This window comes from Clostridium lundense DSM 17049 (assembly GCF_000619945.1).
Lineage (GTDB): Bacteria > Bacillota > Clostridia > Clostridiales > Clostridiaceae > Clostridium_AO > Clostridium_AO lundense.
The window spans coordinates 180,413-205,168 of the sequence record NZ_JHVC01000003.1 but is presented as its reverse complement, the minus strand read 5'-3'; the positions used below and the strand labels follow the sequence as shown (position 1 = coordinate 205,168).

Annotated in this window: 25 protein-coding genes; 17 read left to right on the top strand and 8 right to left on the bottom strand. The window is 27.9% G+C overall.

Features of this window, described 5'->3' with window-relative positions:
* Nucleotides 1–123: 123 nt before the first annotated feature.
* Nucleotides 124–921 carry a Cof-type HAD-IIB family hydrolase gene (locus tag T514_RS24065; RefSeq protein ID WP_034868371.1) on the top strand — a complete coding sequence of 266 codons (798 nt, stop codon included), beginning with the start codon at nucleotides 124–126 and terminating at the stop codon, nucleotides 919–921.
* A gap of 289 nt (nucleotides 922–1,210) precedes the next feature.
* Here the strand turns inward: T514_RS24065 and T514_RS0106925 are convergent, their stop codons facing one another.
* Entirely contained in the window at nucleotides 1,211–1,537 is a 327-nt protein-coding gene (locus T514_RS0106925; RefSeq protein WP_027624116.1) for a HesB-like protein, read from the bottom strand.
* A gap of 152 nt (nucleotides 1,538–1,689) precedes the next feature.
* Between T514_RS0106925 and T514_RS0106920 the strand changes: the two genes are divergently transcribed.
* On the top strand, nucleotides 1,690–2,775 hold the full coding sequence (locus tag T514_RS0106920; RefSeq protein ID WP_027624115.1) for a hypothetical protein: 1,086 nt from the start codon (nucleotides 1,690–1,692) through the stop codon (nucleotides 2,773–2,775).
* Nucleotides 2,776–2,865: 90 nt separating this feature from the next.
* On the opposite strand, the gene T514_RS24060 is transcribed toward T514_RS0106920, so the two are convergent.
* A complete protein-coding gene (locus tag T514_RS24060; RefSeq protein ID WP_051541866.1) occupies nucleotides 2,866–4,977 on the bottom strand; it encodes a methyl-accepting chemotaxis protein in 2,112 nt (703 codons plus the stop codon).
* A gap of 383 nt (nucleotides 4,978–5,360) precedes the next feature.
* Here T514_RS24060 and T514_RS0106910 point away from each other — a divergent pair, with 383 nt between their 5' ends.
* From T514_RS0106910 to hypF, 6 genes are all read left to right on the top strand, one after another.
* The gene (locus T514_RS0106910; protein ID WP_027624114.1) at nucleotides 5,361–6,050 is read left to right on the top strand and encodes a Crp/Fnr family transcriptional regulator; all 690 of its coding nucleotides are present in this window, start codon (nucleotides 5,361–5,363) and stop codon (nucleotides 6,048–6,050) included.
* 71 nt (nucleotides 6,051–6,121) lie between these two features.
* Complete coding sequence (locus T514_RS0106905) at nucleotides 6,122–6,895, top strand: formate/nitrite transporter family protein (protein ID WP_027624113.1); 774 nt, start codon at nucleotides 6,122–6,124, stop codon at nucleotides 6,893–6,895.
* Between the two features lie 27 nt (nucleotides 6,896–6,922).
* Nucleotides 6,923–7,912, top strand: a complete 990-nt coding sequence (gene asrA / locus T514_RS0106900) for an anaerobic sulfite reductase subunit AsrA (RefSeq protein WP_156939834.1) — start codon at nucleotides 6,923–6,925, stop codon at nucleotides 7,910–7,912.
* Entirely contained in the window at nucleotides 7,913–8,707 is a 795-nt protein-coding gene (gene asrB / locus T514_RS0106895) for an anaerobic sulfite reductase subunit AsrB (protein ID WP_027624111.1), read from the top strand.
* A gap of 12 nt (nucleotides 8,708–8,719) precedes the next feature.
* Nucleotides 8,720–9,667, top strand: coding sequence for a sulfite reductase subunit C (gene asrC / locus T514_RS0106890; RefSeq protein WP_027624110.1), 948 nt, complete (start codon nucleotides 8,720–8,722; stop codon nucleotides 9,665–9,667).
* Between the two features lie 368 nt (nucleotides 9,668–10,035).
* Nucleotides 10,036–12,297, top strand: coding sequence for a carbamoyltransferase HypF (gene hypF, locus T514_RS0106885; RefSeq protein WP_027624109.1), 2,262 nt, complete (start codon nucleotides 10,036–10,038; stop codon nucleotides 12,295–12,297).
* Between the two features lie 267 nt (nucleotides 12,298–12,564).
* Here the strand turns inward: hypF and T514_RS26935 are convergent, their stop codons facing one another.
* Both T514_RS26935 and T514_RS0106875 read right to left on the bottom strand, forming a co-directional pair.
* The gene (locus T514_RS26935; protein WP_169735808.1) at nucleotides 12,565–12,735 is read right to left on the bottom strand and encodes a hypothetical protein; all 171 of its coding nucleotides are present in this window, start codon (nucleotides 12,733–12,735) and stop codon (nucleotides 12,565–12,567) included.
* Nucleotides 12,736–12,945: 210 nt separating this feature from the next.
* Nucleotides 12,946–14,661: a methyl-accepting chemotaxis protein gene (locus T514_RS0106875; protein WP_027624108.1), complete on the bottom strand. Its 1,716-nt coding sequence runs from the start codon at nucleotides 14,659–14,661 to the stop codon at nucleotides 12,946–12,948.
* A 197-nt stretch (nucleotides 14,662–14,858) separates the two neighbouring features.
* On the opposite strand from T514_RS0106875, the gene T514_RS0106870 reads away from it, so the two are divergent.
* The 3 genes from T514_RS0106870 to T514_RS0106860 all read left to right on the top strand — a co-directional run bounded on the left by T514_RS0106870 (nucleotide 14,859) and on the right by T514_RS0106860 (nucleotide 17,209).
* Nucleotides 14,859–15,656 carry an inositol monophosphatase family protein gene (locus T514_RS0106870; protein WP_027624107.1) on the top strand — a complete coding sequence of 266 codons (798 nt, stop codon included), beginning with the start codon at nucleotides 14,859–14,861 and terminating at the stop codon, nucleotides 15,654–15,656.
* 16 nt (nucleotides 15,657–15,672) lie between these two features.
* Entirely contained in the window at nucleotides 15,673–16,176 is a 504-nt protein-coding gene (locus T514_RS0106865; RefSeq protein WP_027624106.1) for a GAF domain-containing protein, read from the top strand.
* A gap of 133 nt (nucleotides 16,177–16,309) precedes the next feature.
* Entirely contained in the window at nucleotides 16,310–17,209 is a 900-nt protein-coding gene (locus tag T514_RS0106860; protein ID WP_027624105.1) for an HD domain-containing protein, read from the top strand.
* Nucleotides 17,210–17,350: 141 nt separating this feature from the next.
* Here the strand turns inward: T514_RS0106860 and T514_RS0106855 are convergent, their stop codons facing one another.
* The 3 genes from T514_RS0106855 to T514_RS25615 all read right to left on the bottom strand — a co-directional run bounded on the left by T514_RS0106855 (nucleotide 17,351) and on the right by T514_RS25615 (nucleotide 18,527).
* Nucleotides 17,351–17,560 carry a helix-turn-helix transcriptional regulator gene (locus tag T514_RS0106855; protein ID WP_027624104.1) on the bottom strand — a complete coding sequence of 70 codons (210 nt, stop codon included), beginning with the start codon at nucleotides 17,558–17,560 and terminating at the stop codon, nucleotides 17,351–17,353.
* Nucleotides 17,560–17,952, bottom strand: a complete 393-nt coding sequence (locus T514_RS0106850; RefSeq protein WP_027624103.1) for a hypothetical protein — start codon at nucleotides 17,950–17,952, stop codon at nucleotides 17,560–17,562. The genes T514_RS0106855 and T514_RS0106850 overlap by 1 nt, the downstream gene beginning before the upstream one ends.
* A gap of 161 nt (nucleotides 17,953–18,113) precedes the next feature.
* A complete protein-coding gene (locus T514_RS25615; protein WP_051541864.1) occupies nucleotides 18,114–18,527 on the bottom strand; it encodes an HNH endonuclease in 414 nt (137 codons plus the stop codon).
* Nucleotides 18,528–18,780: 253 nt separating this feature from the next.
* Here T514_RS25615 and T514_RS0106840 point away from each other — a divergent pair, with 253 nt between their 5' ends.
* The 4 genes from T514_RS0106840 (at nucleotide 18,781) to T514_RS24040 (ending at nucleotide 22,073) form a co-directional block, all read left to right on the top strand.
* Nucleotides 18,781–19,401, top strand: a complete 621-nt coding sequence (locus T514_RS0106840) for a hypothetical protein (protein ID WP_027624102.1) — start codon at nucleotides 18,781–18,783, stop codon at nucleotides 19,399–19,401.
* Nucleotides 19,402–20,139: 738 nt separating this feature from the next.
* Nucleotides 20,140–20,982, top strand: coding sequence for a tetratricopeptide repeat protein (locus T514_RS25610; RefSeq protein ID WP_156939822.1), 843 nt, complete (start codon nucleotides 20,140–20,142; stop codon nucleotides 20,980–20,982).
* Between the two features lie 278 nt (nucleotides 20,983–21,260).
* Nucleotides 21,261–21,635 carry an HIT family protein gene (locus tag T514_RS0106825; RefSeq protein ID WP_027624101.1) on the top strand — a complete coding sequence of 125 codons (375 nt, stop codon included), beginning with the start codon at nucleotides 21,261–21,263 and terminating at the stop codon, nucleotides 21,633–21,635.
* A 129-nt stretch (nucleotides 21,636–21,764) separates the two neighbouring features.
* Nucleotides 21,765–22,073, top strand: coding sequence for a DUF4190 domain-containing protein (locus T514_RS24040; protein ID WP_034868366.1), 309 nt, complete (start codon nucleotides 21,765–21,767; stop codon nucleotides 22,071–22,073).
* Nucleotides 22,074–22,142: 69 nt separating this feature from the next.
* Here T514_RS24040 and T514_RS0106815 read toward each other — a convergent pair whose 3' ends face one another.
* Complete coding sequence (locus tag T514_RS0106815; protein WP_027624100.1) at nucleotides 22,143–22,709, bottom strand: beta-class carbonic anhydrase; 567 nt, start codon at nucleotides 22,707–22,709, stop codon at nucleotides 22,143–22,145.
* 294 nt (nucleotides 22,710–23,003) lie between these two features.
* On the opposite strand from T514_RS0106815, the gene T514_RS0106810 reads away from it, so the two are divergent.
* On the top strand, nucleotides 23,004–23,672 hold the full coding sequence (locus T514_RS0106810; protein WP_027624099.1) for a response regulator transcription factor: 669 nt from the start codon (nucleotides 23,004–23,006) through the stop codon (nucleotides 23,670–23,672).
* Complete coding sequence (locus tag T514_RS0106805; protein ID WP_027624098.1) at nucleotides 23,669–24,679, top strand: sensor histidine kinase; 1,011 nt, start codon at nucleotides 23,669–23,671, stop codon at nucleotides 24,677–24,679. The genes T514_RS0106810 and T514_RS0106805 overlap by 4 nt, the downstream gene beginning before the upstream one ends.
* Nucleotides 24,680–24,756: the final 77 nt, after the last annotated feature.

The window sequence follows — 24,756 nt, the reverse complement described above, 5'->3', positions numbered from 1 at the left end:
TGAATGAATATAAGCTTAATTGGTTTTTATCTTCATATGGAGTTCGATTAAAAGGATTTTTTTAAATTATTTAGAATTTAATATTATAGGGAATCATAATAGTAATAAAGGGGAGGGATAGCTTTGTTTAAATTAGTAGCTTTAGATATAGATGGTACGTTATTGGATAAAGAACATTTATTAAGGGATGGAGTAATAGATACTATAAAAAAGGTTCAAGAGAAGGGCATTAAAACAGTCTTAGTTTCAGGAAGAGATTTTAGAGCACTAAAGCCTTTTTTGAGAGAACTAAATATCCAAGATTTAATAATAGGTATGAATGGATGCAAGGTTTATAATAACAAAGGAGAAGTTGTATTTAGTGAGGCACTAGAGCCATCTATAGGAAAAGAAATAATAAGACTTTGTGAAAAAGAACATAAATTTAATATATTATTTATTAATGGAAATACATATGTGTCAGAATCCAATAATTATTTAGGATATGAATATTACACAGGAAGTTGTATAGAGGTGGGAAAATTATCTGATTTTTATAAAAATAACATGGATTTAGATAAGATAATTGTTGTGGATGAACACCAAAAGTTATTAAAAATAAAGGAAGTTTTGGAAGAAAGTCTTTTAGAAAACATAAATATAGAATTTACTTTACCTATGTTTTTAGAGATTTTTAGTAAGAAAGTTAATAAGGGACTCATGCTAGAGAGAGTTGCTAAATATTATAATATAGATAGAGAAGAAATATTAGCAATAGGAGATTGGGATAATGATATTCCTATGATAGACTATGCAGGTCTAGGAATAGCCATGGGAAATGCGTCAGAAAATTTGAAGAAAAGAGCTAGCTTTATAACAAAGACCAATGAAGAAGAGGGAGCAGCATATGCTTTAAAGAAGTTTATCTTAAGTAATGATTAATTTTTTAAAGCATAGAATATGGATTGTGCAGTATAGATTTTATAGTAGTGAAAAGTCAATAATAAATAATAAAGGATAATTTTTCTCCGTTTTATTATGAAAAATTTTTAATAAATAGATTTCAAAATAGATGTTGTTTATTGCCATTAAGAAAATTATTATTGAAAATTTATAATTGATGGGGAAAAATTATCCATCTTATTTTTATAATTTAAAAATTCCATTTAAGATTTATATGTACTCTATGTTCTGATATATGTATTTTAAAAAAGTGAACTACACTTCTTTATTAATGGCAACCAGAACAAGTGGAGCAATCATTATCAGTTTGTATCAATGTTTGAAGTGAAAAACCACCCATACCATTTTCTTCATCACAGGTTAAAATGAAACCTCCAAACTGTGCTATTAAATCATTATCTACTAAAAAAGTTAAGTCGTTTATTTTAGTAATTTCGTCATTAGGTCTTTGTGCATCTAGAGTAAAGTTAAAAGCTGGACCTCCGCATCCCATACCTGCTAAATTAATTCTAATTACGTTAGTAGTAACATTATTTCCTTTTAAGAATTTGCTAAATTCTTCATAAGCTAGTGGGCTCATACTTACTGCTGACATTTAATCGTCCTCCCTTTAAAAAATATATTTAAATTATAGTATTATCTATTTTAATATATAATATTGTTTTTTTCAAACAAAGTATTTCTATTGACTTTCTATTTTTATCCTTTATAATAAAGTATAAACTTTTAGTAGGAAAGAGGATGGAAATGAATACTTCTGTATGGGTCAGATCTATAATTTCGAAACAGTATTCCGTAGATAAATTCTTTAAACATGTATCAGTAACATTAGGAAAAGAATTTGGAGCTAAAGTTAATAGTGATATTGAAGGAGAGCATTTTAAATTCACAATGTTAGGATATAATGTGGAAATTCATAGAGAAGAAGTAGAAAGTCTTCAAAAGTCAGGGTTATATTCTTTAGATAGATATATATTGGACAAGCTTAAGGAATTAGGATTACAGTTTAACGTAAATAGAAGTCAATATATAAAGTGTTGTTATGGAATATATAATGATGATGAGTATAATATAGAATCCTGTCAGGAAATAACAATAAGATTTAATCAGCTATTTAATATAAATATAGAAGAAGGCAGTTTATTTTATCCTTGTTGTGGTATAGATACTTATGAGCCATTGGCTCTTTTTATTAATACTATTAAGGAGTTTCATTTTGCGGATGGAGGAAAAATATCATTGCCACTATTGGAATGCGGTGTTTGCAAGGGAGAGGAAGAAAGAAATAGACCTTATTATGGGGAATATGGAAGTTTTTCTAGTAATGTTATTCCTTTTGCAATATCTCTTTCTAACAATAATAATTATGATGCTGTAAAGGCTTTGGAAGAAAGCCTTATGACAAATTTTAAGTTTATAAATATAGAAGATTTTAATTTAAAAGAGGTTTGGAAAACTAAGTTCCAAAATAATAAGAAGATTGAAATAGTTTGCCATAAATTTGAAGGATCCTTAAGTTTGATGAATATAGATAGAATATCTATATTTTACTATAGAGCAGATAGTAAAAGCTTAGCTAGTTCAAGTTTTAATTGGTTTTCTCCCATAGCTTTTAACTCTGTATTAGAAAAATTAGTAGAAGGTGGGCTAATAATAACTGATGGAGTGAAGCCAAAGGAATTTAAAGAAGAAAATGTAAATGTAGAATGGAGCTATTTTTGGGATAACAATGGAGTAAATGAATTTATATATAATAATAGGATATTTAATTATATAGGGGAATGTGGAGAAAGATACGGTAAGATGAAGGTTTGGAGAGTAGAAAAATTATAGTTAAGTCAATAAATACTAATTAAAAAATAGTTAAGAAGGCATATATTGCAGTAAAGAGTTTAAAAACTTTGCTGCAATATATGCCTTTTTTTAAAGTTTAAATTTATTTATTTTTTCTACCATTTCTTTTGTCATTTCACTTAAAGTTTGAGAAGTTGAAGCTACTTCCTCAGAGGACATACTCATTTCTGTTGAAGAAGCTGTAATTTCCTCAGAAGCGGCGGAAATTTCTTCAGCTGCAGCAGAGGAGGATTCTATTTTTAAGACTATATTATTTTTTTCTGCATTAATATCTAAAAGAGAAGTGGTAGTATGCTCAATTTTAGGTATTACGTCCTTCATTTCTGTAATTATAGTTTTAAAAGAATGGACAGTGGTATTTATAGTTAATATTTGTTCATTTAACTCTTCATCCATAGTTTCTGTATTTGAGACAATACTTTCTGTACTTTTTGAAATATTTCCTACCAATCTATTTATATCTTCTAAAGAGTTTTTGCTTTGTTCTGCTAAATGCCTAATTTCATCTGCTACTACAGCAAAACCTTTACCACTTTCACCTGCTCTAGCAGCTTCAATGGCTGCATTTAAAGCTAAAAGGTTAGTTTGATCAGTTATATTATTAATAAGACTAGTAATTTCATTTATTTTTTCCACATTAATGTTAAGCTCACGTATTCTTATTGTAAAGTCTTTAAATGAATTACTTATATTATTAACAGAAAGAGTTAGGTTTTCCATATTGCAGTTACTTTCACCTGCTAAGGAATTGATTCCTTTGGCAGAATCATTTATATTGCCTACAGCATTTACAATAAGGTCTAATTCATCTCCAAATTTGTTTAATATAGTATTAATGCCTACTAAATCTTCTGCTTGATTATTAGTACCTTTTGAAATTTCTTGTATTGCATTGGAAACATTTTGTGATGAGGCAGACATTTCTTCAGCAGTAGCAGATAGATTTTCCGATTCCCTATCAATATTTTTGAAGTTATCTAAAATGGTTTGAATAGTTTCTTGTAATTCTTTTCTTAAAGATAATACAGCCACGGTCATTTTACCTGTCTCATCTTTGGACTTTAATATGTTATCTATGTCTTTAGAAGAATTATATGTAAGATCAAGCTTAGCAATTTTTTCGATTAAATTAGTAACTATATTGATAGGTTTTGTTATATAAGAGGACAATAAAATTATTAGGAATCCGACAATTACCAAACCTACAATGCTTAAAATTAATGTTTTTAAAATAACTTTATTTGCATTTGCCATTATTTCCTTTGATGGAACATAGACTACTAAATTCCAAGGAGTAGTGGTATTACCGATTTTTATTGGAGCGTACACCCTAACCACATCTTTTTTTAGTAATTGGGAATATTCGCATTGAATGAAATCTTTTCCTTCTCTAATGGATCTTTTTACTTCTTCTTTATTATTTGTAACTAGATCTAATATGCTTTTTCCAAGATATTGTTTATCGTTAATAGCCACTATTTTATCACTATTTGAAACTATAATAGCAGATCCCGAGTCATATAATTTAATTTTAGAAACCAATGTATTCATATAATCTATAGATACATCAATACCAATTACACCAAGTACTTGTCCGTTTTTTATAATGGGAACACATAGAGAAGTCATAGATACTTGATTGCCTTGTACATCATAGCTTTCGGGTTCAGTAATAGTTTCTGATTTTGTGTTTTTAGGGACATTATACCAGGTGGCATCATACTTGTTAGGTTCTGTAGCAAGTTGAGAAGCTATTTTGCCGTTATAGTTTGTCCAATAAATATTAAATCTTCCTGTACTATCACAGCCATTTTTATTAGAATACTGTGAATCTAGTCCATCTAGGGCATTTGGTTCCCATACAGTCCATATACCTAGAAAGTTAGGGTTATCCTCTAGTAGATTTTTCATGTCTAAATTAGCTATTTTTCGTCTATCCTCAGGTTTAATACCGTCCATATTGCTGAAGATATTACTAACAGATCTAGCGCTATCTAAGGCTACCTCTAAATCACCTTTAATAAGCGCTGAATTTTCTTTGCCTTGAGATAATAAATATTGTTGCGCATCAGATTCCACTAATTGTTTTGTTGTAGAAGCTTGAAAGGCAATAATTACTGAAAATATTAATAAGACTGGTACAAGAATAAATACTAGCATTTTTGATTTGATACTTTTCATTTCAACGCCTCCTTAAATATGTGTATAAAGTTTAATATTAAAGATAAAATAAATTAATGTTTATTGCGCAAAATACGACATTAATTTACAATGTTATAGAATATAAATTAAAAATGTGGATAATTATACAAAACATTTAAATTAGATTGATATTACCATAACCATAAAAATAATTCAATTACTTTAATTGTGGAATTTAAAAGAAATGTAATACTTACCCGGTAAAGTAAAAAAATTAAGGAAATGTCATTGACATTTTGAGGAAATTTATTTATTTTATTGGTATGATATACATTTTTTTCGTAAGTAAAATTTTATATGAGTATAAAAATTACTTAGTATATTTGGTACGAATGAAAGGAATAATTTAGGGTGTAAAGCTAATGAATAAAATATTAAAAGAAGAGATTTGTAGTTTAAATTTATTTGCAGATCTGAAGGCAGAAGAAATAGAAATATTATTAGAAAGAGGTAATAAAGAAAAATTAAAAAAAGGAGAAATATTATTTTCTGAAAGAGATTTAGTAAATAATATTTATATCGTATTAAAAGGAAAGGTAACTTTATTTAGATATTCGGAGGTTGGACAAAAGAGAGTTATTTACATATTGAATACAGATGAAATAATAAATGAAGTAATATTTGATAATTTACCAGCTTCTATAAATTGTGAAGCTTTTGAGGAAAGCGTTATATTATCTTTTAAAAAAGAGGATTTGTTAGAAATCATGGAAAGCAATTTTTCTTTTAATAAAAGGATACTAAACTCCATGGGAAGAAAAATTAGAAGACTTTATAGGCAATTAAAAAATGTAGTACCAATAAAAATTGATAAAAAATTAGCAGCAAAGCTTTGGAAACTTAGCAAAGATTATGGTGTGGAAGTAGAAGAAGGTATCTTAATTGATTTAAATATAAGTATAACTTACATTGCAGATATGTTGGGAACTACTAGAGAGACAGTTTCTAGGTCTATGAATATCCTTCAAAAAGAAGGAATTATAGAATATAAAGATAAAAAAATAATAGTAAAGAGTAGAGAAAAATTATCTATGTATTTTAGAGGAATGTGATATATATCACATTCTTTTTTTATATGGTATGTTATTTTTTTTGTAGATAATCAATAGGGAGGTTTTATATTTTGTTTAGTGAAGAAATTAACAAACTTTCAACTATGGGTGATAAAAAAGTATCTTTGCTAAAAGAGAGTAAAGGAAAATATTTAGTAGCATCAATGTTAGCAGGGATATATGTTGGTTTTGGAATACTTCTTATTTTTACTGTGGGTGGATTATTTCAGGCATCAAGTTCACCAGCTACAAAAGTTCTTATGGGTATATCTTTTGGAATTGCCTTAAGTTTAGTTCTTGCAGCAGGTTCAGAATTATTTACAGGAAATAATATGATTATGACTGTGGCTTCATTAGAAAAAAGAGTGTTATGGAAGGATTCAATAAATATTTGGATTTATAGCTATATAGGAAATTTTATAGGCTCTGCTTTACTTGGAGTACTATATTTTTATTCAGGTCTTTCAAAGGGAAATGTGGGAGAATTTATAGTAAAGATTGCAGGAAGTAAAATGACAGCGCCTACTAGCGAACTTTTTATAAGAGGAATTCTTTGTAATATTTTAGTTTGTTTAGCAGTATGGTGCTTCATTAAGCTTAAAGAAGAAACTGCAAAGCTTATAATGGTTTTTTGGTGTTTATTTGCTTTTATAACCACTGGTTTTGAGCATAGTGTGGCTAATATGACATTGCTTACCACAGCTTTATTACTTCCTCATAAAGTATCAGTTTCAATAAGTGGACTAGCTCATAATTTAATACCAGTTACTTTAGGAAATATTGTTGGAGGAGCTTTATTTCTAGGTTGGACATATTGGTATATTTCAAGTAAAAAGGAGAATTAAAAGGAGGTAATCAAGTTGGGATTTTCAATGAGGTTAGATAGTTTTAACATAGTATTAAAGGAGCTTAAAAGTCAGTATAAAATATACGCACCAAAGCTTTTAAAAGGAAAAGGAACTTTTTCAGATACAGATATGGCAAGGTATGGAGAAATAGATTGTATAGAAGAAATAGAATTTGATAAGAAATCTTATTTTTCACCTAAGGAAGTAATACTTCCTTTAACTCAAACTTTATTTTACTTTACAGAATATGAAATTATAGAGCCTAAAGTGGATGGAAAAGGTATATTAATTTTTTTAAGAAGTTGTGATATACATGCAGTAAAGAGATTAGATGAAATATATTTAAGAAATGGACAAGAAGATCCATATTATAAGAGGCTAAGAGAAAAAGTAAAATTTATTCTCATGGAATGTGAAAATAGTTTTGAGAATTGCTTTTGTGTAAGCATGAATACAAATGAAACAGATAATTATTCCTTATTTGTAAAAAAACAGGATGAAAAGATATTGGTTCAATGTAAGGATGAAACTTTGAAAGAGTATTTCCAAAATGAAAATATTGCAAGAGTGTCCCCTAAATTTGTGGAGAATAATGAAACTAAAGTAAATATACCTAAAGGATTAGATATAAGTATATTTAAATCAGAGATATGGAAGGAATATTCTGCAAGATGTATTGCCTGTGGAAGATGTAATACAGTATGTGGAACCTGTGCTTGTTTTACTATGCAAGATATATTCTATAAAGACAATAAAAACGTAGGAGAAAGAAGAAGAGTATGGGCATCTTGTCAAATAGATGGTTTTACTACTATGGCGGGAGGTCATGAGTTTAGAAAAAATAAAGGAGAAAGAATGAGATTTAAGGTAATGCATAAGGTATATGACTATAAAAAGAGATTTGGATATCATATGTGTGTAGGTTGTGGAAGATGTGATGATGCATGTCCTGAATATATTTCTTTTTCAAATTGTGTAAATAAATTGAATGATGAGACTAAGGAGGTAAGATAAATGGAAAACAATATATATTTACCTTTTAAATCAAAAATAATGAGTATAACTCCTCATACAGATATAGATTATACTTTTAGAATGGAATTTATAGGAGAAATAAAACCAGGACAGTTTTTTGAAGTATCTATTCCCAAGTATGGAGAAGCTCCAATTTCAGTATGCGAAATAGGGGACGGTTATGTAGATTTAACTATTAGAAGAGTAGGAGTTGTTACAGATGTAATTCATACATTCTTCCCTGGGGACACTCTATTTATGAGAGGCCCTTATGGTAATGGTTTTGATATAAATTTATATAAGGGAAAGGAACTTATTATAGCAGCAGGGGGAACAGGACTTGCTCCTGTAAAGGGAATAGTGGATTATTTTTCAAATAATGTGGATCAAGTGGAAAACTTCACACTTTTATCTGGATTTAAATCTCCACAGGATATTTTATTTAAAGATGATTTTAAGAAATGGAATAAAAATATAAATACTATAATAACTGTTGATAAGGCTGAGGAAGGCTATGAGGGAAATACAGGTCTTATAACAAATTATGTAAAGGATGTTCAAATTGAAAACATAGATAATACTAACGTAATAATAGTAGGTCCTCCTATAATGATGAAGTTTACTGTAGCTGAATTTATAAAGAGGGGAATAAGGGAAGAAAATGTATGGGTTTCTTATGAGAGAAAAATGTGCTGCGGAGTAGGAAAATGTGGACATTGCAAAATTGATGATACTTATATTTGTTTAGAGGGTCCAGTATTTAACTATACAAATGGGAAAGAACTTATAGATTAGGAGGTGGAAAATGTGGATATAAATACAAAGTTATTAAAGAAAAATGCTTTTAGAGTAACTAAGGAAAGAGGAATAACTGCAGCTAGAGTAAGAGTGCCAGGTGGACATATAGAGGGAAAGTATTTAGCTTTACTTGGAGAGATTGCAGAAAAATATGGAAATGGGAACTTACACATAACTACAAGGCAAGGATTTGAGATACCAGGAATACCTATGAAGTTTATATCAGAAGTAAATAAAGCCCTACAGCCTATAATTGAAGGACTGGAAATAAATCAAAAAAATACTAATGGTGGGTATTCAGCAGCTGGTACAAGAAACGTTTCGGCTTGTATAGGAAACCAAGTATGTCCATTTGCTAACTATAATACAACTAATCTTGCTAAAAAAATAGAGAAGACCATATTTCCTAATGATTATCATGTAAAGATTGCGCTAACAGGATGTCCAAATGATTGTATAAAATCAAGGATGCATGACTTTGGAATAATAGGAATGACAGAACCACAATATGATGCTTATAGGTGTATTGGATGCCAAGCTTGTGTAAACAATTGCAAAAAGAGAGCAACAGGTGCTTTAGCTTTTGAAAATTTTAAGGTGGTAAGGGATCATGATAAATGTATAGGATGTGGTGAGTGTATAGGAAAATGTCCAACTTCTGCTTGGTCAAGAAGCAATGAAAAGTATTATAAACTTGTTATTATGGGGAGAACAGGAAAAAAGAATCCTAGAATAGCTAAGGATTTTATAACTTGGATAGATGAGGAAAGTATAATAAAAATAATACTTAATACTTATAAATATATAGGAGAATATATAGATAAGGATGCTCCAGGAGGAAAAGAACACATAGGGTATATTGTAGATAGAACAGGATATCAGGAGTTTAAAAAGTGGTCATTAAAAGGTGTAAATTTAACACAAAAGGCTGTAGCAGCAGAGAATATAAATTGGTAATATAAGGCACATTGAAGAAATAAATAAGTCAGTATGCTAGGTTATTTTGCATCTTTGACTTGTTATTTATTTTAATGTGCCTAAAATAAAACTAAGGTCAGCTAGAGTATTAATTCTAGGTGACCTTGTGTTTTTAGTAAAGTTATGTTTGTCTATTATTTATTTTTTATTATGAGCTAGTTTACTGCTAGTAGATTTAATAGAAACTTTTTCTCATGGAAATTTAGGTTGAGGTTTAAATATATTTATTAAAAAGAAGTTTTTATTATGTATTTGTAGGTGATAAAGGGCAATAATTATAAATATATTTACATAAATAGATATGTATTAAGGACTGATAATATTGAAGTTAATAAAGGAAGAGAGTTATGGAGAGAAAATATGTAATAGTTAAGGGGATAGTTCAGGGAGTTGGTTTTAGACCATTTGTGTATAAGAAAGCAGTTGAAAACAACTTAAAGGGATGGGTAAAGAATACTTCTGAAGGGGTTTATATAGATTTAGAGGGGGAAGAGATGGATATTGAAAATTTTCTAATTACTCTTAAGAATAGTCCACCACCTCTCTCTAAAATTGAAGAAATAAATGTAATTAATAAAAGTATTACAGGATATAAAAGCTTTACTATAGAAAAGAGTAATGAAATATGTAATTCTATTACTCTTATTTCTCCAGATATGTCTATTTGTAAGGATTGCGAAAGAGATATAAAAGATCCTAAAAACAGGAGATATAAATATCCATTTACTAATTGTACGAATTGTGGACCAAGATATTCTATAATAAATAAACTTCCCTATGATAGAGTTATGACTACTATGAATGAATTTAATATGTGCCCTGCATGTAAAGAAGAATATGAAAATCCTTTAAATAGAAGGTTTCATGCTCAGCCAAATGCTTGCAAAGATTGTGGCCCTGAGGTTTGGCTTACGGATAATTTGGGGAACGTTATGGAAGATAAGGAACCTATTGAAAGGTTGATAGAGTTATTAAAAAAGGGCTATATTGCTGGTGTAAAAGGACTAGGTGGTTTTCATTTAGTTTGTGATGGCAAAAATCAGCAGGCTATAAAAATTTTAAGAGAAAGAAAGAGAAGACCATATAAGTCATTAGCTCTTATGATGAAGGATATGGATACTGTTAAAAAATACTGTGAGGTAAATACTATAGAAGAGGAGATACTGACAGGAAGAAAGAAGCCTATATTGTTACTTAATAAAAAAAATAATCTTCTACCAGACAATATATCTCCAGATAATAATAAGTTAGGGGTGATGTTACCATATACACCTCTTCATATGCTTTTATTTAATGGGGAATTAGATGTGCTTGTAATGACTAGTGCTAATTCTAGTGGACTTCCTATGGTATATAAAAATAAAGATGCAGTAGAAAAATTAAAACATGTGGTTGATTATTTTTTATTTCATAATAGAGAGATACATATGCCTGTAGATGATTCCGTAGCACAGGTAATTATGGATAAGGAAATGGTTATAAGGAGTGCTAGAGGATATGCTCCTATAGACTTAAGGTTAGATGATATTAAAGATTCTTTGGCATGTGGGTCACATCTTAAAAACACCTTTGCTATATCTAAGGAAGGACATGTTTTTATTAGTCCCCATATAGGTGATATGGAAAATTTAGAAGTTTACAATAGTTTTGTAGAGGGAGTAAAACATTTTGAAGACATTTATTCTATAAGTCCTGAAATAATTGCATTTGATATGCATCCAGATTTTTTAGGATGGGAATATTCAAAGAAATTGAAAGGAATAAAGGTTCCAATTCAACATCATCATGCTCATATAGTTAGTTGTATGATTGATAATAATATAAATACAAAGGTAATAGGGGTAGCATATGATGGAACTGGATATGGTACTGATGGTAAAGTTTGGGGAGGGGAATTTTTAATATGTAATTATAAGGATTTTGAGAGAATTGGACACTTGGATTATGTTTTATTACCAGGTGGAGAAATTGCTATAAAAGAACCTTATAGAATTGCATTAAGTTATCTTTATAAAAGCTATGGACAAGAATTAGAAAATTTTATTCCCTGGGAAAAGTCCTTAGAAAATAATATGATAAAAAACATATTAAGTCTTATTAAAAAAAATCTAAATTGTGTAGAAGCTTCAAGTATGGGAAGGCTTTTTGATGGAGTATCTGCTATCTTAGACTTAAAGAGAAAAGTTACTTATGAAGGAGAAAGTGCTATAGCTTTAGAAAACATATGTGATTTAGAGGAAAAAGGGGTTTATTCATATGAAGTATTAAATAATGATGGTGAATTTATCATAAGTGAAGAAAAAATTATAGCAGATATAGTTAAAGATTTAAAAAATGGATTGGATAAAAGGAGAATTGCCAAAAGATTTCATAATACAGTTATAACTTTTACTATAGAGATATGTAAAAAAATAAGGGATATAAAAGGAATAAATGAAGTAGCTTTGAGCGGAGGAGTGTTTCAAAATAATATCTTGCTTAAGGGCATTACAATAGGTCTTCAAAATGAAGGATTTAAGGTATATACTCATAGCAAAATACCTACTAATGATGGAGGAATTTCTTTAGGGCAGTTGGTTATAGCTAATTACAGATCAAATTACAGATGACAGAGTACAGAGAACAGATTAGGAAGCTTTTTTTCGTTATCACTACAGAAAAGCTTAAAATTATAAAGAATAAGTATGGATAAACTTGTAAGTCTATCGTATTTGTTCTTCATAATTTTTTGTTTGTATTTATACATATAATAAATTTAGTAAATTAAAGTGTAACTATTTAAAAATTTTTCGTAATGCTAATGGAGAAAAATTATCCTTATCTGTACTCTGTACTCTGTGCTCTATACTCTGTAAAAATTGCATGGCACTTTTTACTTAGTCTTCATTTCCTTCTTTTTCATAAAAGGCTATCATATTTGTAATAACTGAAAGTCTCGCTTGGACTTCAGGAAAATCCATATATCTGTCTCCAAATTGATATTTAAAGCTTTCTTGTAGGTCTTTTAATTCTTCTTTTAATAAGGCTATTTGTATATTTTTGTTCATAATTATTATCACCTCTTGGAAAGTATTTATATTAGATTATCTCATAAATTAAGTACATTTTCTATTGCAAAATATTAAGGGATTCTTAGATTCAGATAGAGTTTGCTAAAAAGGAATACAATACTCTAATTGAAACTTAGAAGAACTTATCCAGGAGCGAAGCTATCAGATAAACTTAATTTATCCACTATTTAATTATAATATACTTCACTAGGCAATTTTAAATCCAGATAATATTTTATTAAGGTTATCTGCCATTTTAGATTGAGAGGAGGCCACTTTGCTTATTTCTAACATGGTTTTACTAGCTTCTGTAATATCTAGAGATACATTGCTGGATTTCTCAGCAGAATTTTGAGTAATAGAAGCTAGGGATTGAATAGACTCACTTATTTGGCCTATAGTAGCATTTAATTCTTGTGCCATGGATGCAATATCTTCAGACATATTGCTTACAAAGTTAGAATCTATTTCATATTGATTGCCCGTTTTTATTAATAAATCATAATCAGGTTTTACTTGTTGTTGCATAAATTTTAGAATTTCTTTTGAGTTATTAGAAAGATTATTAAAAGAATGTTGAACTTGTTCAATTATTTGCTGTATTTTACCTACAGTTTCTGAAGATTCTTCAGCTAATTTTTTTACTTCTTCAGCAACTACAGAAAAACCTCTGCCATGTTCACCGGCACGAGCAGCTTCTATTGCTGCATTTAAAGCTAAAAGATTTGTTTGTTCTGCAATATTAGATATGATTTCTGCCATAGATTTTATTTGAAGTACTACTTTACCTTCATTTATAGCATTTTTAATGTTTTTATGTTTTTCTATATATATATTACTAGCACTTTCTAAGGATTTATTACCATTATCTTTAATAACAACTGCTCTCTTTTTTATTTCAATTGATTTATTACTACCATCTGTAGATTTTTCTGCAAGTTCATCTATACTTGAATCTATTTCTTCAATGGATGCAGATACTTCTTCTGTAGAAACAGACAAATCCTCTGTGCTTTTTGCTATTTCTTTTGAATAATTATCTAAATTTTTTAATTTCAAGGACACTTCCTCCACAGAAGAGTATAATTTTTCACTGTTAGAGCTCATATTGTAGGCTTCATCTATTATTGATTTAGTAACATTTCGCATGTTTTCAGAAGCCTTATTTAAGGCAGAACATAAATCTCCAACTTCATCCTTAGAATTTACATTAGTTTTAAAAGTTAAGTCACCTTTTCCTAAGGCATTAGCAAAGTTTATTCCAATTTTTAAACCTTTATTTATGTATTGGGAAGTTACTGTGCTAAAAATTATGGATACAATTAATCCAAATATTATTAGTATAGACATATAAATATTTATCTTTTTATATAGACTTAAATTACTTACACTAGCTTCTTTTGCATGGTCTAAGTTTAATTTTATTAGGCTGTTTAAACTTTCAATTAACTGCACATTCATATTAACAGCATTAGATACTTCAACACTGTTTACTTTATAGAGATCTTTATTAGCTAAAGCTATAGTTTTATTATTCAAATCTTTACTTTCATTTAAATAGTTTTTAAAATATTTATAATACGCCCCACTAGAATCAGATGAACCAATAGTTTCATATTCATCAATTAACTTATCTATGCTTGAGTATTTTTCATCTATACTATTTTTAATTTGATTTACCCTAAAATTATTTTTAGCATTTATAAGAGAGTATATATCAATTTTAATTTCAATAGCATTTTCTTTTATGTTATTGAGTTTATTTATAGATGCTAAATTTTCTTCATACATAAGTTGAGATTGCTTATTAATATTCTTTAAACTAATCATTCCCATCAAACCTACAGCTACCATTATAAGAGAAATTATACTGAAAGAGATTCTAAGTCGCCATTTTATTTTTATATTTTTTATTAATTTCATGAAACGTCACCCCCATATAGAAATTACATATATATGAAAATTATAACAAATATTGAATAAATTTTCTATATAATCTGCTGTTTCTATGAAATATATAAACATTAAGGCATTAATTCACTTTTAAGTATTTATATTGTATAATAAATTTTGGAAGATTGACAAAACATATTATAAAATTAACAAAAGAGGGTGATTTCATGGATTTAAAAGAAGTTTTATCAAATGTAAAAGCGTGGGCTTTAGAAGTTGGTAAAATTCAGTTAGAAAAGTTTAATGGAGATATAAAGTATTCTAGCAAAAGTACAAAAATAGATATGGTAACAGAAGTAGATATTCTTTCTGAAAAAATTATTATAGAAAGAATAAAGGAGAACTATCCTGACCATTCTATACTATCAGAAGAAAAAGGAAAATTAAATTCAGAAAGTCCATATACATGGGTTATAGATCCATTAGATGGAACAAATAATTATTTACATGCCTTCCCTATATTTTGTATATCTATAGCTTTAAAACATTTGGAAGAGACTGTACTAGGAGTAGTTTATGTACCGAAGCTTGATGAAATGTTTTACTCTATAAAAGGAGAAGGTGCATTTTTAAATGGAGAAAAAATAGAAGTTGGGAAGAAAGAACAGCTTGGAGAATGTATACTTACAACAGGATTTCCTTATGATAAAAAAATTTCAGAACATAATAATGTAAATTTATTTACTAGCTTGGTAAGGGATCTTCAGGGGATTAGAAGAACAGGAAGTGCGGCTTTTGATCTTTGTTCTGTAGCTTGTGGTAGAATAGATGGATATTGGGAACTTAAATTAGGTCTTTGGGATTTAGCTGCAGGAGAACTTATTGTAAGAGAAGCTGGTGGAAAAGTAATTACATCAAAAATTAAAAAAGAAAATGGAGAAGAAGGAACAAATATTATAGCAGCAAATGAAAAAATATTAGGCTTAATTTGTGAGAGAATAAATAAGGTGCATAAATATTTTTAAATTGGGGGAAAAATATATGTTCGACATAAGTGTTTTCGATGGGTTAAGTGAAGAAGAAAAATATAAAAATATGATTACCATGTTAGAAGGATTAATAGGTGATGAAAAGGATATAATAACAAACTTAAGTAATGCTTCTGCCATAATTAACGCTTTGGTTTATAAAATTAATTGGGTTGGGTTTTATATAATGAAAAATGGAGAATTAGTCTTAGGACCTTTTCAAGGATTGCCTGCATGTAATAGAATAAAGTTAGGAAATGGAGTTTGTGGCACTGCTGTAAAAAATAGAAAAGTAATGAGAGTAGAGAATGTACATAGTTTTGAAGGACATATATCCTGTGATGCAGCTTCAAATTCTGAGCTAGTTATTCCTATTATAAAAAATAATAAAGTTTATGGAGTTTTAGATTTAGATAGTCCTTATGTAGGACGATTTTCTCAATTAGAAGAAGATTATCTAGTAAAATCTGTAGAAATATTAAATAGATATATAGATTGGGAAGAGATAAGTTATTAGTAAATTAGGATTTAAAGTTTCTATAATTGGAATTTTAAATCCTTTTATATTTTTTTATATGACTGAACATAATACATATTAGCGAGTAATTTACGGATTAGAATATATATATTATAGAAAAGGAGAAAATTATATGAAGGATTTATATGTTAAGAATATGAAGGCTGGAACAAGTGTAAAAACTTGTTTAATGATAATGAAAAAGCTTTTTAGAGATGAAAATAATAATACTACTGCTTATATAGGAGATAATACAGGAGATATTAAATCCATAATACCTGATAAAGAGGATATGCTTAAAGTTGGAGACGTAATATTAGCAGAGGGATTAGTAGGAAATGTTTTTGATATAACCTCTTTTGAAAAAATAGAAAATTTTAATATGGAAGATTATCTTCCTACAATTAAAACACCAATTGAAGATATAATTAATGAGATAGAGCAAATATCAAAGGAAGAATTTAAAAGTAAAGAAATAATAGCTTTAAATGACTACTTTTTTAAAAACGAAGAATTTTTAAGACAATTTAAAAAGAGCATAGGAGGGGTGAGTCAACATCATAACTATAGAGGAGGGCTGGCAGAACATACTCTAAATGTAATGTATATAGCAAAAACTTTAGCTTATAGATATGATTGTAGAAATAAGGAAATAGCAATACTTGCAGCTAAACTTCATGATATAGGAAAGATACATGAACTGTTTGTAGATGGACCTTTTTCTTATACATTAAGAGGAGAAATGGAGGGACATATTGTTATAGGTGTTTCAATGCTTGCAGAAGCCTTTAATGCTAATCCTGAACTTTATAGTGAGGAATTTAAAGAAAGAATGAAAGGTTGTATAGTTCAACATCATGGAAAGGTTGAATTTGGATCTCCAAAGCAGCCTAATACTGAAGAAGCTTATATAGTTCACTATGCTGATTATATAGATGCTACTTTAAATAAAATATCACAAATCAAAGAAGGAATGACTCCAGGTACTTGGTCAGGATATGAAAGAAGAATAGAAGGAAAACTTTATTATTAAATGATAGCATATAATAGAAAATGAAGTGTGTCATATAAAACATTGATAAAAAATCTATGATTAAGTTTTAGGAAGTGTGAAACTAAATATACAATTAAAAGAGGAGATAAGTTCCTCTTTTAATTTGCAATATAGTACTTATTATTTATCATCTTCGAATTTGAATAATTCCTCAACTGTTGTATTAAATATTTTTGCAATATCCATTCCCAGTTTAAGTGAAGGATTGTACCTGCCATTTTCTAAATGAACTATTGTTTCTCGTCTTACGCCAATCAATTCAGCTAGTTCACTTTGCTTCATTCCTGCATTTTCTCTGTATTCTTTAACCTTAGTTATTAATCTAGGCATTAGTACATCCCCTTTGAATCAATCACACAAAAGATAACGCTGCGTAATACAGTAAGTATGCACAAACCAATAACTATCCCATATCCTATAATGATTGTATTTGTATTAATTAGTACGCAAGGCAAAAGTAAAATACCAAAAACAACATAGGATAACTTAAAACAAATAGTATCCGCCTTACTAAGAATTTCTTTTGCAGATTCATCAAATATGTCACGATTTTTTTTGATTATATACAAACTTGCAAACATACATGCCAATATGGCATATTGTAGATATGTGTATATTGGTTTGTACTTTACGCTTACACACATCCAATAGAATAAAACTAATAATAATGCAGGTATAGTTTTTATAGCCATCCATGCTTTTAAACTAATCCTTTTTCTCATAATATTCCTCCCTAAGTGATATATTTGTAACTTATGTTATAAATATATCACTTACTTTTTTGTGTGTCAATAAAAAATGTGAATTATTTATAACATAGAAGAGGATAGGCCGTATCTGAATAAAGTGTACATAGGAGTAAAAACAAAAAAATGAATTTGCACTAAAGGTATATTATTTTAAATATCCTATTATTCTTAACATAAAATCTTTTATCTGGACTTTGAAATATAAAGTTATTTGTTAAATCTTCAATTTTATTTACTTTTAGAAGTTCTTCTTTAAGTTCTTTTTGAGAAATCTTTAAACCACTACCTAGTATACGATTATCTTCTACAGCTTTTATAAAAAGTTTTAATATAGTTTCCTCATAGTTTTCAGGAATTTTATTGCTTTTAAGTTTGTTACAAAACTTGCAGCAAGTTACTAAATTAAATACATCGGTAGTACCCCGTTTACTTTTTGGGAGAAAGTGATCTAGAGTAATCTTATTTAGTTTTAAATTTTTTTTACAATAGTAACACTTTTCGTTATCTCGAATATATATATATTGTTTATCTGAATTAGGTATATTCATAATAATTTCACTTATCCTTTCACGTATAGTATAACCTAGTTCACGCAGTTAACAATGAATATTCAAAATTATTAGTTATTATATATTTTTATATAAACAGAGTTCTTGGCTTCAGAGGAAGTTTTTACTCCCACAAAAGATTAGTTTTTGGATAAAATTAAAATTGTTTTAATATTCAGCAAAAGGCTTTGGAATAAAAATTTTAGAGTATAATAGATGTATTAAATTTAATCGAAAAAAAGGAGAATTTGTCGTGAAAATAAATAATTTTGTTTTACCAAAAAATACATTAGGTAACAGATTTAAATACGGCGTAAAATTCATTCCAGAGAGGACTTTAAATAAATATTTAGATTACATTTTGTTTGTTGTGAAAAATGACCATGTGGGAAAAGAAGTATATAATTTATGCTTTAAAAGAGGCGATATATTTAATAATATTGTATTTTCACAGAATAATTTAGAGAAATATATAGAATTTTTAACAAATGCATATAAAAATGTATTCTCTAATAATTTAAATATAGAAGAGTTTTCAATTAAAGAAGGACAGAAAATAATAATTTCTTCTCTTAATGAAAATTACCTAAAAATCTGTTCAGTAAAAGAAGGTATTGATTCTTCCCAAAAAAGAGTGTTTTTCGTTTTTTCAAAGAAAGAATTAGGAGAGTATTTAGTTGCATTAACAGCTCTTTATAGGGAGATAAAAATTGTAAAAGAATTAGAAAAGCCAAATAAATGTTTTTTAAGGCAAAAAGAAAAGGACAACCTTTATTTAAATGCATTGTATGTATTTCTTAATGATGCATTAGATAGAAGAGATAAACAAATGTTTGAATTGTTGTCACAGGAAATTAAAAATCTAATGGAATAATTATTTAAATAACATAAACCTACTTGATATTTGCATGTAGGTTTTTTTATTTGTATTTTTTATGAAAGTTTAGGAATAAATAAAATATTTTTGGGAATTATTAATAGTAAAAGTTACATTAAAATAATATATTGACCAAAAGTTCCACAAAGAAGTAATGTGACAGTTTCATAATAATCCCCTTTCTAGAATGGTAATCTAATATTATTTAGATTACCATTTTTACATTTGGATATATAATGGATTTGATATGTATAGGGGATACCTTTTATTCAATAACTACTATCCTTAATAATCACATCGAACCATGTGAAAGTAATTTACACAAAATCAAAGATTTTGATCCTTCTGAACCTAAGAATTACTTAATGGATAAGAAAAAAATAGATGGGGATACTATGCTTGTATATGTATGAGAAGCACTTATAGAAATAAAAATATAGCCATATAAAATTCAGATTTGTATTTGGATATAGGTGTCTTGAATGTAGAGATAGTGTAATGGTATGGATTTTATTTAAATATATGATATAATGTTGAATATAAGTAAATGGCTGGATTGAAAAAGTGAATTCATATATTATACAAAGAAGAGTTATAAAGTATATAAATTTATATGAAAAATTTATAATATAAAAAAGATTATCCCCTTATATTAGAGATGATATAAGGGGTATATTACTAGTTAATTGAAATGGAGTGGTTGAAGTGAGAATAGTGTTCTGTAACATAGGTTGGATGAAAGGTTACAGGGGTGTAAGTGAGGAGGATACTATTACATCAGGAGGAGCATATGTGGATAAAAGCCATCAAGGAGCAGAACAGTATAATTTCTTAAATACGGATGGGTGCTATTATGGATATGTATGTACAAAATCTAGTGGAAGCAAAGAAAATGAATTACATATAGAGAAGATTGACTCAGCCTTTGAAGGAAAAGATTTTATAGATGATGTGTTAGTAGTATGGGTAGCTAAAAGACCTAATGATAAGGTGGGGGCAAGAATAATAGGCTGGTATAAAAATGCTAGGGTATATAGATATTATCAAGAAAATGCCATAGCGTTTTATAATATAAAAGCCAATATAGAGGATTGCGTTTTAATACCACCTATGTATAGAAGTTATATAATATATCCAGCAAGGGTAATTGGAGCAGGCAAAGGGATGGGAAAATCTAATATATGGTTTGCAAAGGGAGAAGAAGCAGAGGAAATAGTAGAGAATTGTATAAGTTATATAGATAGCTATTACTATGAAAGATATGATGAACCTATTAGAGAAGGACAATTATCTTTTATAACTAAGGATCATATGGAGAATTTGGAGGGTTATCTGAAAAAGGGAGATAATCTTTTAGAAGAAAATCCTTTAAAGGCAATTCAATACTATAATAAGGTTATTCATGAAAAAGGTGAAGATTTAAATGTGCTATATAATAAAGCTGTTGGACTTGCTAATTTAAGGCTTTATAGTAGATCAAGAGAGTTATTTGAGTATATATTAACAAAAGATAATGGACACAAAAATGCAAAGAAAAAATTTAAGGAACTAGAAAATTTGTTAAAGGATGTTATCTAATATATTTTTATGATTTTTCAATACATTAAAAAATAACCTTCTTAAGGATTTAACTTAAGGAGGTTATTTATGATTTATTGGTAGTTTAGTATACTTTATGTAAAGGAATAATTAATTTAAGATTATATCCTTGTATAAGTTAATAATATTTGGAGTTGATTTTATTAAAAGTTTTATAAATGGACAAATTTAGTCTAGCAAAGCCTATATAATAAATAATTGAAAGTAATTATTAGTTAATATATAATTTTTATATTATTATGGTGAGGAGAATGAAAATGGATTGTATATTTTGTAATATTGATAAATCAGAAATAATAGCAGAAAATAAGGTAGCTTTTGCTATAATGGATAAGTATCCTGTAAATGAGGGACATGCGCTTATAATTCCTAAGAGGCATTTTGTAAGCTTTTTTGAAGCCACAGAGGAAGAAGTAAAAGGAATATATAGCTTACTTCATGAAGTGAGAGAAATGCTTGATATTCAATACGAACCTTCAGGATATAACATAGGAATAAATGTTGGTTACTATGCAGGACAAACTATTATGCATTTACATGTGCACCTAATTCCTAGATATAAAGGGGATGTGGAAAATCCAAGAGGAGGAGTAAGAAGATTAAAAAGAGCTCTAGTTGAGTATGATGGATAATATGTTTTTTAAGTAAAGATTTGTTAAGTACATATGAAGTGCAAAAAGTTGTCTAACTATAACATAAGGAAGTAGTTTAATAAAGTATAAATTTATGAGTAAAACAATTTATGGGGAATGATCAAATTAATGGAAGACAGTAATTTATCTAATGAAAAAAGAACAGATGAGATGTCTATAGCTTCTTTAGTTTGTGGAATTGTAGGACTTGTATTTATGTTTATACCTATTATTTATGGTATAGGAATAATACCATCTATATTAGGAATTATATTTGGAAATATATCAAAGAAGAAAATAAGAAAAAATCCCAACTTAGAAGGATATGGTATGGCCAAAGCAGGATTTATTTGTGGTATTATAGGAACAGTACTAGCAGTTATAAGCTTAATAGGTTGTGGAATACTTATAAGTGAGATATCAGATATAATAACATAAGAATATAGATGACTAATTAAAAAAAGATAGGATTTTTGATAAAAGTCCTATCTTTAATTATTAGAGAAATTAGAGGTTATTATATCCATCTACAACAAGTTCTAATTTCCCGGTTTCAGGATCAATTATGAGGCCATGTACAAAAACATCCTTAGGCATTAGAGGATGGTTTTTAATTATTGATACACTTTTTTTTACAGAATCAGTGACACAGTCAAATCCATGCAACCAATTTTTTAAGTTGATACCAGAGTTCTCAAGTGTTGATAAGGTATCTTTTGATATACCTCTTTGTAAAATTTTTTCAAGAGTTTTCGTTGTATCAATATTACTCATACCACAACCATGATGTCCTATTACAAAGACCTCTTCAGCATTTAATTCATAAATTGCTACTAAAATGCTTCTCATAATACTTCCAAAAGGATGGGTAATTACTGCCCCAGCATTTTTTATAAATTTTGCATCTCCATTTCTTAAATTTAGAGCACGAGGAAGAAGTTCTGTTAATCTGGTATCCATACAAGAGAATATTACCATTTTCTTATCTGGATATTTTGTTGCTTTATATTTTTCATATTCCTTATTTTCTACAAAAGATTTATTATATGATAATATTTCATCAAGTCTATTCATCTTAAAAATCTCCTTTAAATTTATTTTTAAATGTGTGTTAAATGTAATATCTATCAGTAAGATTTATTTTATACAAGGTATAAAGATTTGTAAATTACTAAATGTTTATATATATTATTAAATTATAAAAATTTCGAGAGAGAAATTAGTTTTGTGAAAGTTGTTTTATCCCATGATTAAGTTTTAATTTAGTAATAATTAAATTTGATGTTATAATATAGCCATAAAGACTTATATCTAATCATTAGAATAGATTAGTCTTAAGTTAGTATTAGTATGTAGGTGAGGTGTGTTATGGAAAAGGTATTTATTATAGAAGATGATTTTACAATAAGGAATGAACTCTGTACCTTTCTTACTAGATACGGATACAATAGTTGCTTTTCAACAGATTTTGAAAATATAATAGAAGAGGCTATAAGTGAAAATCCAGATATTATTTTATTAGACATTAACTTGCCATACTTTGATGGACACTATATATGTAGAGAAATTAGGAAGGTTTCACAGGTACCAATTATAGTAGTTACTAGCAGAGATGATGAGTTAGACGAACTTATGAGTATAAATCTGGGAGCTGATGATTTTATAACTAAACCTTATAATCTACAAATTTTATTAGCTAGAATTACTGCTGTATTAAAAAGGACATATGGTAATGGAAAAGGTGACTATTTAAGATATAAGGGACTTGCTTATAACATAGCTACTAGCGAGGTGGAGTTTAATAACAATAAAACAGAGCTTACCAAAAACGAAAGTAAAATTTTACATATGCTTATAAATAATAATGGAAAAATTGTTTCAAGGGATGAGATTATGAAATGTTTATGGCAAGAAGCAGAATTTGTTGACGATAATACCCTTACTGTTAATGTGAATAGACTTAGAAAAAAGCTAGAAGATCTTGGAGCAGTGGATTACATTCAAACTAAACGAGGACAAGGATATATTTTAATATGAGAATAGGAGAATATTTTAAGGATAAGTATATTTTTATTATAATTGAGGTCATTGTATTAATATTTACATCCATGATTTTAAAGGCTTTAAGTGTTGATATATATGCAATTATTTTTATAGTAATTTTAAATTTTATAGCATTTATAAGTTTTTATTTTTATAATTATATTATTAAAAGTAAATACTATAAAAAAGTATATGAAAATCTGGATTCATTAGATAAAAAATATTTAATTTCAGAGATTATTTCTGAAGGTAATTTTTTAGAAAGTAAAATTTTCTATGATATTGTAACTCAAACTAATAAATCTATGAATGATGAAATAGGAAAGTTTATAAGTGATAAACAAGAATACAAAGAATATATAGAAATGTGGATACATGAAGTAAAGACACCTATAGCAGCTATTAAATTGATCATTGATAATAATAAATCTAGTGTAACTTCTAATATTTTAAAGGAAATAGAGAAAGTAGAGAATTATATAGATCAGTCTCTTTTTTATAGTAAAAGCAGTCAGGTGGAAAGAGATTATATAATTAGAAAGTTAAATATTAAGGAATGTATTAATAATGTAGTTATTAGAAATGCTAATACACTTATTGACAAACATATAAAGATTAAAATTATAGAATGTGACGAATTTGTTTTTTCTGATAAAAAATGGATTGAGTTTATTTTGCATCAAATATTAAGCAATTCTATTAAATATATAGAAAAAGCTGAAGGAGAGATTATGTTTAGATGTAAAAATAATAATGATGAAGTAATTTTAGATGTGAGTGATACAGGCATTGGGATAAGTGAAAAATCATTAGTAAACATATTTAATAAAGGTTTTACTGGAGAGAATGGTAGAAAGTTTAGAGAGTCTACGGGATTTGGTCTTTATTTAAGTAAAAAACTTTGTGACAGTTTAGGTCTAGGTATTAGTATAACTTCTAAAGAGGGCATAGGCACTACAGTATCTATATTATTTCCTAAAAATGATATGCATACATTCTAATAAAGTAAAGATATAAATCTAAGAGTGACAAAGCTTTTATATAGGAACTGATTCAAGTTAAACTTAATAGGGTTAAA